Genomic DNA, 16987 nt, shown 5'->3' with positions numbered 1-16987 from the left:
AGTTTAATAGAAAAAATGAATGGTAAAATTTATGTATAGTTTAAAGAGAATAAATTATTTATGAAATGTGAATGGTTTTAGAGGTAGTGTTAATTTTAAGTAAAGTCTAAGATATAAAATATCAAAATAGTTGAGATTAGAGGTTAAGTTCCCTTCGTGATTGGGACTTAACCTTTTTTTATTAAGTGGATTAATTTAAGTAATTTACCTACTATTTATATATTTTTGTATTAATTTGGGAGTTTAGAAAGTTATGAGAAGATTTTAAAACATTTTACAGAAGGATTACATTTTATAGATTTCAATTTAATAATTGGTAGATAAGATATTAATGTCCATGGGCAAATGAGAACTTAAAAACAGGAGTGGTAAGATGGGTAGGAGAAGGAAGTTGAAGCATTTACTTTTAATTATTATGTCAGTATTACTTATTTTAAGCAGTGTGAGCTACATACGACCAGTGTATGCCTCCACTGATGGATATAAGCTGTCAGAAGCAGAAAGTTTTAGTTCCAAGTCGGGTTCAAATCTTAAAGTTGAATCTTGTCCAGACGGTGGACAAAGTGTAGGTGGTACGAATGATAACCAGTATTTGGAATACGAGAATTTTGATTTTGGAAGCGGTATCAGTGGTGCAACAAATTTCAGTGCAAGAGTCGCAGTTAAGGGATCAAATGCTGGTGGAGACATTGAAATATGGATTGACGGTCCAAATAGTACGAATGGGAAAAAAGTAGGTACCCTTTCAGTTACTGCAACTGCACCAGACAATTGGAATGTTTATCAAACAATGTCTACCGATATTACTGAGATTACTGGAGTACATAATGTTTATCTCGTATTAAAGGTTGCGGCTGGAAAAACATATGTTGCCAATATAAACTGGTTTCAGTTTTCGAAATCGTTGAACAGCATTGAGCTTATAAAGCTACCAACGAAGACTTCCTATCACATTGGTGAAAGCCTTGATCTTACGGGGTTAGAAGTATCTGGTACTTATATAGACGGTACAAAACGTGTAGAAGAGATTAGAGCTTCTGATGTGAGCGGATTCAATAGTTCTTCGTCAACAACAATTCAAACCTTAACCATTACAGTACGAGGTAAGAAAGTTACATTCTCAGTAAAGATAAATCCCAAGATTCTACAAAGTATTATCGCACCTAAATCAATCACAGGAGTAGAAAATGGCACAGCACCTTCAACGGTCGCATTAGGTTTGCCCAGTAATGTTGTTCTAGTTACTGATGCAGGAAATGTTAATGCACCCGTTAAATGGGAGATTGACTCTTCAGGATATAATCCAGCTTTAAAGGATGAGCAGAGCTTTTCGATTACAGGATTAGTAAACAAGCCTCAAGACATTACTAATCCAAATAATGTCGCACTTTCAACACAAATAAATGTAACTGTACTAGCTTCATCAACACCTGAAAAAGATACAAGTTATAAATTCAGTTTTATGGCAATTTCTGATACTCATTCGAATGTAAAAGGGGATAGTAATGATATTATACTAAATGAAGCAATGAACGATGCAGTAAATAATAATGTGAAATCAGTTAGCGTCGTAGGAGACCTTACTGATTATGGAACAGATGCACAATATGATACCTTTATGTCAACAATGAATAAATATCCTGAATTAAATCGCAACTATGTATTTGGGAACCATGATGTAAGATGGATGAACGGATTTGAAACCGCTAAAAATAGATTTCTAACCCATACCGGCATGCCAGCTGTATACTTTGATAAATGGATTAATGGATATCATTTTATCTATTTGGCAACCGAGACGGATGATAAGGACAGTGCTTACCTTTCGGATACCCAACTTAACTGGTTAAAAGTAAAATTGGCCGAGGGCGCTAATAAATCTAAACCAATCTTTTTATTCGTTCACCAACCATTAGGTAATACGGTGTCAATGACAAGGCCAGAGGATGGCTATCAAAGTGATGAAGTACAGGATCAAAAATTTAAAGATATTGTAGGTGAATATCCTCAAAGCGTGTTAATAACTGGACATGTTCATGATGATATTAGACTACCTGGTACTTTATATAATAAACAATATTTTTCAATGATACGAGATGGAGCAATCAAATATTTTCCTTCTTATAGTAAAGAGCCAGGTGCTCAAGGGCTAATTTTTGATATATATGCCGATAGAGTTGTAATTAATGGAAGAGACTTCGCTAAAAAAAGTACAATCGCTACTTGGACAATTAATAATTATACGCAGGATGCACTACAAGCGGATCAACAAGCACCAACTGTACCGTCAAATATTACTACAAAGTTAGTAACCGACAAGAAAGCGATTCTATCTTGGGATGCATCAACAGACAATTTTAAAGGGAATGTAGGTGTAACTGGCTATGAAATTTTTAACGGTGGCACTTTGATTGGATCGACAACTGGTCGAACAAACTTTGAAGTAACAGGATTAAAAGCTAATACAACCTATCAATTTACAGTGAAAGCAAAGGATGCAGCAGGTAATGTATCAGAGGAAAGTAGTGTAATTAATGTTACCACATTAGCATTTGATCCCGCACCAGTCAATTTGACATTGAACAAAACAGCTACAGCAAATGGTAGTTTAATAGGCAATGATCCTTCAAAGGCCGTTGATGGGTCTGCTGAAAATGGTAGTAAGTGGTCTTCAAATACTAACGGAGACAAATGGCTAATGGTGGACCTTGGACAAGACTATGATATTAGTAGATGGATTGTGAAGCATTCTGGAGAAGGTGGAGAAAGTTTATCTCTAAATACTAAAAATTATAAACTTCAGGGTAGTCTAGATGGAACTACTTGGAAGGATCTAGACACCGTTGCAGGTAATGTATCTAATAGCACGGACAGGTATTTTAATAAAACCAATGTAAGGTATGTAAGGCTTTACATTACGACACCTCAAAATTATGCTGAAACAGGAACAGCAAATATTTATGAATTTGAAGTATATGGACGAAGCGAAGATGTTGATTCGCCTATTACAACCGCAACAACTGACGGGTTTATTGGTGACGATGTTTGGAATATAAAGAATGTAAATGTTAATTTCAATGCTGAGGACAATTTGAATGGTACAGGTGTCAAGCGTATTGAGACAAGGATAGACGAAGGTGAATGGGTAACCCAAAACCAATTGACTTTGACGTCGGAAGGCATACACAAAGTTGAATATCGTGCGATTGATAACACAGGAAATGTTGAAGTAACAAAACAACTTATAATTAATATTGATAAGACGGGACCAATTGTTACAGAATCAGTACCAGTCGATGGTAGTATTTATGAAAATGATGGCAAAATTACACCTAAGTTTAAATTTGCTGACAATTTATCGGGTGTTGATAACAACAAAACGACGATTACACTTGATGCTGATCCTTACAAAATTGAAACGCCAATCGCATTATATCAATTGCGACTAGGCCTGCATTCATTAGTAATCTACTCAGTAGACAATGCTGGTAATATCGGTACCAAAACTATTCAATTTAAAACAATTGCAACCTATGAATCTATATATGGACTAGTAAAGCGATTTGCTGATTCGGAATGGATTGACAATGCAGGAATCGCAAATAGCCTCCAGGAAAAGTTAGGAAATAACAATTTGAAAGGCTTCTTGAATGAAGTTCAGGCTCAAAGTGGTAAACACATCACAACTGAGGCTGCAGAATATTTACTTAGAGACGCCCAATATTTGTTATCACAACAATAATTTGTACAAAAAGATAGCATAGTGGTTTAAAGGATCCTCAATTTAATAGGGTAGAGGTGGAAGTGCTGCGTCACTCTGGTGTTATGCCGACTTTATTCGGTGCAGTTATCGCCCCACTGGTGGGAGTTGCAGGTGAATTTTCGACCATGCCATTTGGAGTTATTATTTTCATAACGAGCTTGTTATCCATAATCTTGTAAAATGTTTAGAAATTTATAGTTTGGAAAATAAAAAAGTGCCTATTGATGGTATTTGATAAGCCTTATGGTTTTAACTGTAATTTACACAATTTATTATCGATTACCTTTTACTTAAAATGAAAATTGCTAAACAATAGACAAAAACGGGCTATTCCTTACTGCGGGTGGTGATAACCACTGGTACTCCCCCAATTAAGGAGCTAAATACATTTCCTACAAAATAGATGTTTTTTGAAAAAAGTGATCGCTAAATTTCTATCGGGCGATCACTTTTTTTGTTAAAAATTACATCTCATTATAACTGCCCATATTTCTTCATTTTGTTATAAAGTGTCACCCTGGAAACCCCAAGCATTTTTGCAGCAGCTGATTTATTTCCATATGTTACTTTTAGGGCATGTATTATTAGTGACTTTTCATCCACTTCGTGTAATTCTGCTTCTCCGAGAATAGGCGATTGAGAATTTGTGTGTCTTTTAAAAAATTCATTTGGCAATTGTTCAGATTTGATTATATTATCATCTGTAAATATCATTACTCGCTCAATTATATTTCTTAGCTGCCTGATATTGCCGTTCCAAGGAAAATGCATGAATGTTACCATCACTTCCGGAGAAATGACTGGAACCGGCTTCCGGTATTTGATGGAAAACTCTTTTAAAAATAATTGGACAAGTTCGGGAAGGTCTTCCTTTCTGTCTCTGAGGGGCGGGATAGGGATCGTAACCACATTTAACCGATAATATAAATCTTCGCGAAATAAACCTTCTTCCACCATTTTCTCCAAATCCCGGTTAGTTGCTGAAAGAATTCGTACATCTATTGGAAGAGGTTGGTTTCCGCCAACTCGATAGTATTGTTTCTCCTGCAAGACACGCAGCAATTTTACTTGAAGCTCTAATGGCATTTCCCCAATTTCATCGAGAAATAATGTTCCACCCTTTGCTGTCCCTATTTTTCCTAGCTTCCCTTCTTTTATTGCCCCTGTAAATGCACCTTTTTCATAACCAAATAATTCACTTTCAAAAAGCGCCGAGGGAATGGCCCCGCAGTTAAGATCAACAAATGGCCCTTTTGAACGGGGACTTGCTTTGTGAATAGCCTGTGCAAACAACTCTTTACCAACACCGCTCTCACCAGTAATCACGACGGTTGCATCTGTATGGGCGACTTTCTTGGACAAAGAGATGGAAGTTTTTATCGCTTGGCTTCTTCCCTTTATTTTGTGGAAGGGATCGATAATATCCTTGTTCCCAATCTGATTTTCCAAATCTTGAATATACGCAGTAGTAGTTGTAAGTTCATTATTTAGTTTTACAATTTCTGTAATATCACTTTCAACTGAAATCCCCCCTACCACCTTATCCCTGATGAATATTGGTAAGGTGTTAATTAATACATGGACATCTTCCTGCGGCTGGTTATAATGCCGAATAACCCCTTTTCCTTCCTTCATTGTGGACATTAAAACTACAGAATCCTCTTTAAAGCGATTCGTAATTTTAGAGCCGATCATTTCTTCAGCAGAAGTTTTGTACAAATCTTCTGCCTTAGGATTCCATGCAACAACTTTTCCATCGCTGTCTACTATTGTAATGGCATTATCTACGGCACACAGAAGCGTCTGATAAACACCTGAAAGCTTTTGCCACTCTTGAAAAATAGCATTTATTAATGTAGTAAAGGGGACCCTTCGCACATGCCTTCCAGCTTCATCAACAAGAACAATATCTTGGTCTAGAACTATTTCTTCAACCTCTGAGAGCAAGGTGTCGACAGAGAATTGTTTTATTTTTTCTGTATGAATCTCTTCATCTAAAGGAAGGGAAATGGACAGAAGTGAAACTTTTTCTTTTAACATAACCAATCACCTTATCATTGTTTAATGGTTTACAAAAGTGTTTATATTTTACACTCCATTTACACTTTTGTAAACGTTTAGTTTACACAATTTTCGAAAAATCAAGTATAAAGTAGTTTTTTAAGTTGGCACAAAAATTGCATTTAAATAAAGCAACAAAGGATTTGAGGGGGTAAAAACATGCTATCTTATAAACACGAACCTTTTACAGACTTTTCAAAAGAGGAGAATATAAACGCGTTTAATCAAGCATTAGATCTTGTAAACTCACAGCTTGGGAAAGAATATCCCCTAACAATTGGCGGGGAAAAAATTATAACGGATCACAAAATCACATCATTTAACCCTGCTAATAAAAATGAAGTGGTTGGGGTTGTTTCAAAAGCAAGCAAAGATTTGGCGGAAAAAGCAATGCAATCCGCACTGGAAGCATTTGAGTCATGGAAGAATTTCCAGCCGGAAGGACGGGCTGATATCCTATTCCGTGCGGCTGCGATCTTGCGCCGCCGTAAACATGAATTTTCTGTCTATCTTGTAAAGGAAGCAGGAAAGCCGTGGAAAGAAGCTGATGCCGATACAGCCGAAGCAATCGATTTCCTTGAATTTTATGCACGCCAAATGATCAAGCTTCAAAATGGTGTACCAGTGCAAAGCCGGGAAGGTGAACTAAATCAATTTCATTACATTCCACTGGGAGTTGGGGTGATTATTGCTCCTTTTAATTTCCCGCTCGCTATTATGGCTGGAACAACTGTAGCTGCCATTGTGGCTGGGAACACCGTTCTTCTTAAGCCTTCAAATAACACACCGGTTGTGGCTACGAAATTTTTGGAAGTGATGGAGGAAGCGGGGCTTCCGAAAGGAGTACTGAATTTCGTTCCTGGGAGTGGTGCGGAAATTGGCGATTATCTTGTAGACCATCCAAAAACGCGTTTTGTCTCATTTACTGGATCACGTGAGGTTGGCTGCCGTATTTATGAGCGAGCAGCAAAAGTGCATCCTGGGCAAATTTGGCTAAAGCGAGTGATAGCGGAGATGGGTGGAAAAGATACAATGGTCATTGATAAAGATGCAGATTTGGATTTTGCAGCAGCATCCATTGTATATTCTGCTTTCGGTTTTTCTGGCCAAAAATGCTCTGCGGGATCGAGAGCTGTAATTCATCAGGATGTTTATGATCAAGTATTAGCTAAAGCAGTGGAATTAACCAAAACCTTAACCGTCGGTAGCCCTGAAGAGGCTGGAACATATATGGGACCTGTCATTGATCAGGCGGCATTTGACAGAATCATGAATTATATTGAAATTGGAAAAAGTGAAGGTAAATTAATGGCTGGCGGAGAAGGTGATGATTCTCGAGGTTATTTCATCCAACCTACCATTATTGCTGATCTTAATGAAAAGGCGCGCTTAATGCAGGAGGAGATATTTGGACCAGTTGTGGCTTTTTGTAAAGCACGTGATTTTGATCATATGATGGAAATTGCCAACAATACCGACTATGGCTTAACCGGTGCATTGATTTCAAACAATCGCGAACATATAGAGCGGGCTAGAAAAGAATTCCATGTAGGAAACTTATATTTTAACAGGGGATGTACGGGTGCCATTGTTGGTTATCAGCCGTTTGGTGGATTCAATATGTCCGGTACAGATTCTAAAGCCGGCGGACCAGATTACCTCATTCTTCATATGCAAGCAAAAACGACATCAGAAATGTTTTAACTAGATTTAGGTAGCAGGAAAATATGGGAGGAATCAATATGATATTGAAAGATTTTTTTATGGCCTTATCACAAAACCAATTTCTTAATAGTGCCGCTAAAAAGTATGGTTTAAAAATGGGGGCGCAAAGTGTTGTAGCTGGTACAAATATTGAAGAAGTAATTAAAAGCATTAAAGAGCTAAATAAACATGGGATCTCATGTACGGTCGATAATTTAGGGGAATTTGTCTTTAAAAAGGAAGAAGCAATCCAGGCTAGAGAACAAATTCTGAAAGTCATCGAAGCCATTCATAAGAATAAAGTAGATGCACATATCTCGTTAAAACCGACTCAATTGGGCTTGGACATTGAGTACTCTTTTTGTTTGAGTAATTTAAAGGAAATTGTTCACCAGGCACATCAATATGGGATTTTTGTTAATATTGATATGGAAGATTATGGGCACTTAAAGCCTTCGTTTGATCTTTTAGATGAGCTTTCTTTGGAGTATGATAATGTAGGAACCGTTATCCAGGCATACTTCTATCAATCACAAGAAAATCTCGAAAAGTATAAAGATTTTCGCCTTCGTATTGTAAAAGGTGCATATAAAGAGCCTGAGGAATATGCGTACCAAGACAAGAAAGATATTGATAAAAACTTTATTAAGTTGATAGAATGGCACTTGTTAAATGGAAAATTCACTTCTATTGCAACACATGACCACAAAATCATCCAACATGTTAAAGATTTTGTAAAAAGAAATAATATTCCGAACGATAAATTTGAAATCCAAATGCTGTACGGCTTCAGAAAAGACCTTCAATTGAAACTAGCAAGTGAAGGTTGCAATTTCTGCACTTATGTGCCATTTGGAAAGGACTGGTACGGTTACTTTATGCGTCGGCTTGCGGAAAGACCACAAAACTTAAACCTTGTAGCAAAACAGGTCTTTAATAAAAAAAACAACACCATGATTGGCTTAGCGGTCGGTGCCTTTACATTAGGAAGATTATCTAAAGTAAACAAGAAAAAACAGAAATAATAAAAAAATAAGGCGTTCATAATTTAAAGCGAAGTTGGCTGAATTCACAACAACAACAAACTTGCATGAATTTCATTGTGATCATTATGTAGTGTGCTATATTGTAAAAAATGGTGAATGTGTAGCAAGAAATCGTATACCAGTAACAATACTAGTGATCGAGTTCCCCCTGTTTTTTACAATTAATTTGTATTCGTTTTTGTTTAATGAGGTGATTTTATTACCATCATTTCTTAATTAATTTACATTAGAATAGGTACTTCTCAGTGTTCAAACAAAGCTTTTCTTATCGAGCTAACGCTAGCATTATTTCAATAAGATCGTAAAAGGACTGTCAAAATTTAGACAGTCCTTTTTAAATATTAAATTTCAAGATTACTTTTTTACCTTCATATTTTGTCTGAACAGATGGATTTGAAAATAAACATTTGAATAGTCTACTTTTACTCAATTCCACCCATCTTTAGGATAAATCTCATGGAAATTACTATCAGTTAGCCAAAAGTGCCGTCCTATTTTCATAGTCTGACGTTCAAAAAAGGATATTTCTGAGATAAAATTGAATACTTAATTGGGACTTTAAGCTTAAAATTATTTAAATGCAAAGGATGATCTAATTTGACTTTAAATTTAAAATTTATGAATAATCAAGATTTTCAGAGGTTTCTAGAAATAGCAACTGTGAATTTTGCGAATGATAAAGTGAAAAATGGAAGTTGGAAAGAAGAAACAGCTTTAGAACAATCTAAAGCAGCTTTTCAATCTTTATTGCCTGAAGGAGAAAATACTGAAAATAACTATTTGAAAAACATCGTTTTAAATGAAGAAACGATTGGTTATATCTGGTATTCTATTAATAAAAATCAAGAGTCAATTTATGCTTATTTATATGAAATTCTCATTTATCGAGAATATAGAGGACAGGGATTCGGTAAAGAAACGATGGGTATGTGTATAAAAGAAATTAATGAATTAGGGGTAGATGACGTTTGGCTACACGTTTTTGGTCATAATCAAGGTGCATTGAATCTATATCAACAACTTGGATTTGAGATAACCGATTACAACTTAAAGGTTAGTTCTTCACGTTTTAAATAAAATCAAAAGAATAAATTAATAGTTTGAAAGGAGCTGATTGTCATTCAGCTCCTTTTTTCAAACACGGTTGTTGTATTGTAATTAGTTAAATCTGTTTGTCGAGATATTGAGCTAGAACCTTCAAACCAGAATCTAAATCCTCTAAAGATTGAGTTGAAGAAAGTGCAATACGTAAATACTTTTCAGAAGAAGATTGTCCACTTAGAAAACGATCTGAATGAAACACACGTACACCTAGTTTTTTCAAATCTGCTTCTAAGTTTACCCCATTACTATGACTATGAATAGGAAGCCAACGATAAAAACTAAGTGGATGACCAATCTTATTTACAGGGAAATAGGATGAATAAATATCGTTTACATTTTCAGCTAACTGTTTCTTTTGTTGAACGATTTCATGCGCTTTACCTGATAAAATCAGCTCAGTAATTACTTCTACATCAAGTGATGATGTTTTTACGTTAAGATTAAAAATAGCCTTCAAAATTTTTTCGCGTAGTGCATCCCCAAAAACCATGTAAGCAACTCTCAATCCAGAACAGATGGACTTTGATGTACCACAAATATATACGCTTTGTTCTGGAAGTAGGTTATACATCGGTTGTTTGTAGTCAGAAATTACTCCCGCAGTTATAAATGCATGTATATCATCTTCGATTAAAATTAATCGATGCTTCCTAATTACAGAAGCTAGTTCAAGTTTTCGAAAGTCAGAAATCATAATAGTAGTAGGGTTACTACAAGAAGGCATTAGGAATATGCCATGTATATTTAATTGGCTACATTGCTTTTCAAGTTCATTTGGCAACATTCCAAATTGGTCGGAATGAATAGGAACTAATTGAATGTGAAGCGTTTTTGCTAACTCTATAAAATTCGAAAAAGTGTAAAAGTCGGTTGCAATACGATTACCTGGCTCAAATAAACTTGCTAAAGCAATGACCAAAGCGTTTTGAGTACCAGATACAATCGCTAAATTATCTTGAGCAGCTTTAATACCGAAAGCTTCCATCCAGTTTAGTGCAGCTGCCTTGTGATGTGGTATTCCGGTAGGATCATTATAATTTAATAATTGATCTAAATAGCTTTTACTGACTACTTTCTGGATTGCTTCAGTTACAATACTATTCGTTTGTTCAAAAGAAGCTACAAAGCCAAGATCAATACTATTTGCTGTTTTATCTGTTGAAATCGTGATTGAATGGGCTGCATTTGGAGCAACAAAAGTTCCACTTCCTGTAAGCGCATAGATTAAACCTTTTATTTCACATATTTTGTAGGCACGAGTGATTGTCGTAAAATTTAAGTCAAGAAAATCAGCTAATTCGCGTTGAGGTGGTAACTTTGTACCAGGTGCTAGAAAGCCATTAATAATATCTTGTTCTAGTTGTAGTGCAATGGAATTATAAAAAGGACGTTTTAAAGATGATTTATCAGGTTTCCAAGACATTGGGTAATTTTCAAATGAATTTACTGGCATATACTTCACCTCTATTGTTTAATTCCATACAATTATATCATTTTTGTATGGAAATCAAAAAATACAATTCTATACATAATTGAGTAGAAACTTTGTAAACATTCTTTAAACTGTACTTGATTTAATTTTTAGAAAATTGTAATCCATACAATTATTTCGTTTTTTGTATGGATTCTGTATGTTAAATTATAATAAATTTAACGATACAGGATGTGAAGCTATGAAAAAGGGGAACAAACTTTGGATGGCATTTCGATTTGCCTTTCCACACACGATACCCATTTTTGCAGGATTTTTATTTTTAGGGATAGCATATGGGATTTTTATGAACTCTTTAGGATTCAGTGCCATTTATCCGATTTTGATGGGGCTAACAATCTTTGCTGGATCGATGGAATTTATTGCAGCAAACTTATTACTGATGGGTTTTAATCCAATTAACGCACTGTTACTAACTTTAATGGTGAACGCGCGACATTTGTTTTATGGAATCTCAATGTTAGATAAATATAAAGGCACTGGAAAGAAAAAAATCTATTTAATTTTCGGACTATGTGATGAGACTTTTTCGATAAATTATACCGCTGATCTACCAGATAGCGTGGATAAGAGTTTGTACATGTTTTATGTTACATTCCTTAATCATTTGTATTGGGTAATCGGTGCAGCAATAGGAGGAATTTTTGGATCACTTGTAAAATTCAATACTAAGGGGCTTGAATTCGTCATGACTGCCCTTTTTGTTGTTATATTCATTGAGCAGTGGAAAAAAGAGACAAAACACATTAGTGCAATAACAGGGGTTGGTCTTTCAACCATTTGTCTTATTATTTTTGGTGGAAATAACTTCATTATTCCTGCGATGCTCTCAATTCTTATTACACTTAGTGTACTTAGAAAACCATCTAAACCATCTAAGAAAGTCGAGGTATCACTATGACGATGAATATAACCCAGCAAATTATCACAGTCTCAATGGTTGTTTTAGGTACAATGATTACAAGATTTCTTCCATTTATCATTTTTCCACCGGGAAAAGTTACACCGAAGTATGTACAGTATTTAGGTAAAGTCCTACCGTCTGCAGTAATTGGACTATTGGTCATCTATTGTTTTAAAAATGTAAATTTACTTACTGGAACTCACGGTATTCCAGAGCTTATTTCAGTATTTGTAGTTGCGATTCTCCATTTATGGAAAAGAATGATGCTTCTTTCGATCGCAGGAGGTACGATTGTATATATGATTCTTGTGCAATTAGTTTTTTAATGAAATAGGAGTGAAATGATGAAAGATTATAGATGGAGTAATGAACAAATTAGAAACCAAGTAAATGTTCTTGATGGAGTAATTAATCCACATATCATTTTAAAAAATGCTACGTATTTAAACTCATATTTGAATCAATGGCTACATGCGAATATTTGGGTTTACCAGGATCGGATTGTTTATGTTGGAGAAGCTCTTCCAGAAAATTTGAATGAAATTGAGGTGGTGGATTGCGAAGGGCAATACATAGTGCCAGGTTATATTGAACCTCATGCTCATCCATATCAACTCTATAATCCTCTTACTTTAGCAAAGTATGCTGGACAATTCGGTACAACAACATTAATTAACGATAATCTAAAATTATTCTTAGAATTGCCTAGTCATGCTGCTTTTGAATTATTGAATGATTTTAAAAATATCCCATCAAGCATGTATTGGTGGTGTCGTTTCGACGCACAAACTGAAATTCCGAATAATGATGAGCTATTTAATTCGAAAGATGTTATGTCATGGCTCGAACATGAATTAGTCTTACAAGGTGGAGAACTAACTGCGTGGCCAAAGCTACTAAACGGTGACAACCAAATGCTTACCTGGATACAGGAGACAAAGCAATTAAATAAGAAAGTAGAAGGGCATTTTCCTGGTGCTTCAGAACGCACTTTAGCTAAGTTAAAGTTATTAGGTGCAGATTGTGATCATGAAGCAATGACAGGAAAGGAAGCACTTTCGCGTTTAATGCAGGGCTATATGGTTTCATTAAGACATTCTTCGATACGACCTGATTTAGAAGTGCTTTTAAAGGAAATTAAAGAGCTTGGCATTCAAAAATTTGATCGTTTTTTCTTTACGACCGACGGTTCACATCCTTATTTTTATGAAAAAGGAATGACTGATGAATTAATAAAAATAGCAATCCGTCACGAAATACCGTTAATTGAAGCTTATAATATGGCAAGTTATAATGTAGCTTGCTATTATAATATGGAACATTTACATGGTTCAATTGCCACAGGAAGAATTGCAAATATTAATCTACTAGAAAATAAAGAAAACCCAACACCTTTAAGTGTTTTAGCAAAAGGTAAATGGATCAAGAAAGATGGGAATCTTATCAATCAATATTTGCCGATCGATTGGGAGAAATATCAATTTTCTAGACTAGATTTAAAGTGGACTTTAGAAAAAAAGGATCTGAGTCTTTCAAGCTCATATGGTATAAACTTGATAAATAATGTTATTACAAAACCATATGAAAGTATGATTGATGTAGAAAGTGATGAATTATCATACGAACATGATGAATGTTTTCTTTTAATGGTTGGAAGAGATGGTTCTTGGAGATTAAACACAGTAGTGAAAGGATTTGCTCAACATATGGGTGGATTTGCAAGTTCCTATTCTGGTACTGGAGACATTTTAATTTTAGGTAAAAGAAAATCCGATATGTTGAAAGCTTTTGAAAGAATGAAAGAAATAGGTGGTGGCATGGTACTGGTTGAAGAGAACAAAGTTGTTCACGAAATATCTTTAGCTTTAAAAGGTAGCATGTCTGAATTAGACATGGACAGTCTAATAAAAGTTGAGAAAAAGTTGATCGAATTGTTAAAAGAAAAAGGATATAAATACGACGATCCTGCTTTTACGCTATTATTCTTTTCTGCAACCCATTTACCATTTATTCGATTAACTCCAAGTGGATTATATGATGTGAAAAATAAAGAAATTCTAGTTTCTCCAACAAATAGGGAAACTGCATATTATTAGAATTTAAATTGGAATAATTTTTAAAATCTTAACAAAAAACATAAAATATAAAGCTGTATCTTAGGCATGAATCGAATATTAATCTGATTCATGCTTTTTTATTTGCTTTATTTAAACTCACATTAATGAAAAGAAACAAAGAAGCGCATACTAATCAAGATAATTTAGAGTAAAAGATGGTAGGATGATTTATCAAAAATAGTTTTGGTTTTTAGCGAAGGGATGAAATATAAGTGGATCGGTTAAATGGAAGAAACGAAAAAAATAACAAAAAAACAGGTTATTTTTATTTTATCTATTATCAATTAAAAAAGTCTCGATTGTAAAATATGCGCTTAAGAGAAGAACCTAAGATTAAGTTAATGCTCAAAAAGAAGATGATTTCTGTTTCTACAGGTTCATCTTTTTTATTTTAGATTGCTTCTATATAATTCTTTTGAACTCATGTTCAGCTAAAATTTAGTTATTTGAAGTAAACTTATGCTAAACTTTAAATATTTTATTTTTTAAATCTCTTTACTTTTTAATAAACTTCTTGATACAATAGCTTTCCGTCTGAAAATTCGGCTATTTATTTATATAAAGGGGGTAGAAAAATGTCTACACAACAATTTAAAGAAGAACTCCAGTATTTAAACACAATTTTATCTGAAATGGAACGGCAGCTAACGAAACTTGAAGGAATTCCCGTTTATACTGGAAGTGATGTAACCGAACAAGTACTTGAAGGAATTCGAGATACAAATCGAAGAAATCTTCGCTTTGCTAAAAACGAACCATATTTTGGGAGAATGGATTTTCAAGAGGAACAGAAAGATTCGGTACCAGTTTACATAGGAAAAGTAGGAATATCAGAACAAACTACAGAAAATCCATTGATAATTGATTGGCGTGCTCCAATTGCAAGTATGTTTTATTCGTTTACAGGAGGAGACGATCCTGCTTATTACGAATCTCCGGAAGGGATTATCGAAGGTATAATCTATTTAAAACGAAATATAGTAATCCGCAAAAAAAATCTCCAACGCGTTGTAGATACATATGTAAAAGGCGATCAAGATGTATCAACTACTGATGATTTTCTTCTATATCGATTAAGTGAAAACAAAGATAATCGCTTAAAGGATATTGTATCTACTATTCAATCTGAACAAAATGATATTATTCGTTCATCCAAAAATACACCTTTAGTCATTCAAGGAGTAGCAGGAAGCGGAAAAACAACTGTTGCTCTTCATCGACTTGCATTTCTTATTTACCAATACCGTGAAACATTAAGGGCAGATAAAATGATTATTTTTGCACCTAATAACATGTTTCTAGATTATATTTCAAATGTTCTTCCAGAATTGGGTGTAGGCAGCATTCAACAAACAACATTTTCTGATTGGGCATTAAATACCCTCGACCATGAAGTAAAACTAAAGGATTCATCAGAAAACCTAAATAAATGGTTCGCAACTGGAGCTAAACGTCTTGAAATCAATCATAATAGTCCAGGTAAATGGAAAGGCTCAACTCATTTTATGTCATATATTGATCGCTGCATGGATATGTATGAAGCCTCAGCAGTTCCTGAAAAAGATTTCAAACCTTGGAAAAAGAGAATGATTGATAAAGAAACACTTAAACATTGGTTTAGTATTGAATATAAACATTATCCACTTGCTAAACGGAGAGAACGCATTGTTGCAAGGCTTAAGAAATGGATTGATAATGAGTTAAAGGTTATAGAAGAAACGAATATAAGAAAAGAGAAAAAGAAAAAAGCTACTCAATATCTGAATTCTTATATGAAACAATGGCCAAAACATACTGCACTCTCTTTCTATAAATCTCTATTCCCTACAACAAAGGATGCTTCTATTGTAGACGAAATTCCAGCAGATATTATTAAATCCACATCTTTAAATTGTAAAAAGAAAGAGATGGATCAGGAGGATTTGGCTCCGCTAGTCTATATTCACAATCGTCTTTTTGGAATTGAGTCAAAGCAAAAGTTCCATCATGTAATAGTAGACGAAGCCCAGGATTTTTCACCTTTTCAAATTGCATTATTAAATAAGATGACGTTTGGAAATTCGTTTACCATTCTCGGCGATTTATCCCAAGCCATTCACGAGTATCAAGGGATTAATACTTGGGATGAATTTTTAGAAGTATTTAATGAAAAAGAAGTAACCTATTATGAGTTAAATAGAAGCTATCGTTCTACAATGGAAATTATTCATTTTGCGAATGAGATTATTAAAAAAGCAAATATACCAGTTAGCCTAGCAAATCCAGTATTTCGAAGTGGAGAACAAGTTAAAATACAAGAAGTAGATCATACAAATCGAATTCAAGTAATCATTAATTCCATCTATCAATTAAAAAAGGATAAAATGGATACAATTGCAATAATTGGCCGTACTGAGGATGAGTGTGCAATTTTACATAATGAATTATCTGCAGCTGGGGAAGAAGTATCCTTTATTCATTCAAAAGAGAGAAAATACGAAGGTGGAATTTCAGTAGTACCAGTGTATCTTTCTAAAGGACTTGAATTTGATGCTGTACTACTTGTTGATGTAGATGATGTGCATTATGAACAAACCAAACAAGACGCAAAGTTACTTTATGTTGGATGTACTCGAGCACTTCACAATTTGATCGTATTATATTCTGGAAACAAATCTCCACTGATTGGAAAATCATCACTTCAGATTGTTTAACTACAGTACAGTGCTAATTATTTTGCTCAACTATTTAATACAAATTACAAAAGAGCATCGATTTTACAGATCGATGCTTTTTTATTTTGACTCGTATGAACTT

Annotated in this window: 11 protein-coding genes; 9 read left to right on the top strand and 2 right to left on the bottom strand. The window is 34.5% G+C overall.

Annotation, left to right across the window (positions count from 1 at the left end; translation table 11 throughout):
* The first annotated feature begins 391 nt into the window (after positions 1 to 391).
* Positions 392 to 3742: a carbohydrate-binding protein gene (locus COJ46_RS21770; protein ID WP_176527968.1), complete on the top strand. Its 3351-nt coding sequence runs from the start codon at positions 392 to 394 to the stop codon at positions 3740 to 3742.
* Between the two features lie 495 nt (positions 3743 to 4237).
* On the opposite strand, the gene COJ46_RS21765 is transcribed toward COJ46_RS21770, so the two are convergent.
* Positions 4238 to 5803 carry a sigma-54 interaction domain-containing protein gene (locus tag COJ46_RS21765; RefSeq protein ID WP_097977098.1) on the bottom strand — a complete coding sequence of 522 codons (1566 nt, stop codon included), beginning with the start codon at positions 5801 to 5803 and terminating at the stop codon, positions 4238 to 4240.
* Between the two features lie 180 nt (positions 5804 to 5983).
* Here COJ46_RS21765 and pruA point away from each other — a divergent pair, with 180 nt between their 5' ends.
* The 4 genes from pruA to COJ46_RS21750 all read left to right on the top strand — a co-directional run bounded on the left by pruA (position 5984) and on the right by COJ46_RS21750 (position 9651).
* On the top strand, positions 5984 to 7528 hold the full coding sequence (gene pruA / locus COJ46_RS21760; RefSeq protein WP_098566283.1) for an L-glutamate gamma-semialdehyde dehydrogenase: 1545 nt from the start codon (positions 5984 to 5986) through the stop codon (positions 7526 to 7528).
* Positions 7529 to 7566: 38 nt separating this feature from the next.
* Positions 7567 to 8553, top strand: a complete 987-nt coding sequence (locus COJ46_RS21755; RefSeq protein ID WP_176522572.1) for a proline dehydrogenase family protein — start codon at positions 7567 to 7569, stop codon at positions 8551 to 8553.
* 34 nt (positions 8554 to 8587) lie between these two features.
* The gene (locus COJ46_RS25280) at positions 8588 to 8794 is read left to right on the top strand and encodes a nucleotide-binding domain-containing protein (RefSeq protein WP_176522573.1); all 207 of its coding nucleotides are present in this window, start codon (positions 8588 to 8590) and stop codon (positions 8792 to 8794) included.
* Between the two features lie 377 nt (positions 8795 to 9171).
* Positions 9172 to 9651, top strand: coding sequence for a GNAT family N-acetyltransferase (locus tag COJ46_RS21750; protein WP_097977100.1), 480 nt, complete (start codon positions 9172 to 9174; stop codon positions 9649 to 9651).
* An 85-nt stretch (positions 9652 to 9736) separates the two neighbouring features.
* Here COJ46_RS21750 and COJ46_RS21745 read toward each other — a convergent pair whose 3' ends face one another.
* Positions 9737 to 11131 (bottom strand): aminotransferase-like domain-containing protein, encoded by a 1395-nt coding sequence (locus COJ46_RS21745; protein WP_097977102.1) that lies wholly within the window; start codon positions 11129 to 11131, stop codon positions 9737 to 9739.
* Between the two features lie 220 nt (positions 11132 to 11351).
* Between COJ46_RS21745 and azlC the strand changes: the two genes are divergently transcribed.
* The 4 genes from azlC to COJ46_RS21725 all read left to right on the top strand — a co-directional run bounded on the left by azlC (position 11352) and on the right by COJ46_RS21725 (position 16884).
* Entirely contained in the window at positions 11352 to 12071 is a 720-nt protein-coding gene (azlC, locus tag COJ46_RS21740) for an azaleucine resistance protein AzlC (protein WP_098566282.1), read from the top strand.
* Positions 12068 to 12400: a branched-chain amino acid transporter permease gene (locus tag COJ46_RS21735; protein WP_098566281.1), complete on the top strand. Its 333-nt coding sequence runs from the start codon at positions 12068 to 12070 to the stop codon at positions 12398 to 12400. Before azlC ends, COJ46_RS21735 begins: the two co-directional genes overlap by 4 nt.
* A gap of 18 nt (positions 12401 to 12418) precedes the next feature.
* Positions 12419 to 14170, top strand: coding sequence for an adenine deaminase C-terminal domain-containing protein (locus tag COJ46_RS21730; protein ID WP_098566280.1), 1752 nt, complete (start codon positions 12419 to 12421; stop codon positions 14168 to 14170).
* A gap of 596 nt (positions 14171 to 14766) precedes the next feature.
* On the top strand, positions 14767 to 16884 hold the full coding sequence (locus COJ46_RS21725) for a HelD family protein (protein WP_097977110.1): 2118 nt from the start codon (positions 14767 to 14769) through the stop codon (positions 16882 to 16884).
* Positions 16885 to 16987 lie beyond the last annotated feature (103 nt).

This window comes from Bacillus sp. AFS077874, assembly GCF_002566505.1.
Taxonomy (GTDB): domain Bacteria; phylum Bacillota; class Bacilli; order Bacillales; family Bacillaceae_G; genus Gottfriedia.
Note: the sequence above shows the minus strand (reverse complement) of the source record. Positions and strands in the feature narration are given on the sequence as shown.

Bases quoted from the DNA above. Each gene is read 5' to 3' on its own strand.
- COJ46_RS21765 (WP_097977098.1), bottom strand. From the start codon at position 5,803: ATGTTAAAAGAAAAAGTTTCACTTCTGTCCATTTCCCTTCCTTTAGAT.
- pruA (WP_098566283.1), top strand. From the start codon at position 5,984: ATGCTATCTTATAAACACGAACCTTTTACAGACTTTTCAAAAGAGGAG.
- COJ46_RS21755 (WP_176522572.1), top strand. From the start codon at position 7,567: ATGATATTGAAAGATTTTTTTATGGCCTTATCACAAAACCAATTTCTT.
- COJ46_RS21745 (WP_097977102.1), bottom strand. From the start codon at position 11,131: ATGCCAGTAAATTCATTTGAAAATTACCCAATGTCTTGGAAACCTGAT.
- azlC (WP_098566282.1), top strand. From the start codon at position 11,352: ATGAAAAAGGGGAACAAACTTTGGATGGCATTTCGATTTGCCTTTCCA.
- COJ46_RS21735 (WP_098566281.1), top strand. From the start codon at position 12,068: ATGACGATGAATATAACCCAGCAAATTATCACAGTCTCAATGGTTGTT.
- COJ46_RS21730 (WP_098566280.1), top strand. From the start codon at position 12,419: ATGAAAGATTATAGATGGAGTAATGAACAAATTAGAAACCAAGTAAAT.
- COJ46_RS21725 (WP_097977110.1), top strand. From the start codon at position 14,767: ATGTCTACACAACAATTTAAAGAAGAACTCCAGTATTTAAACACAATT.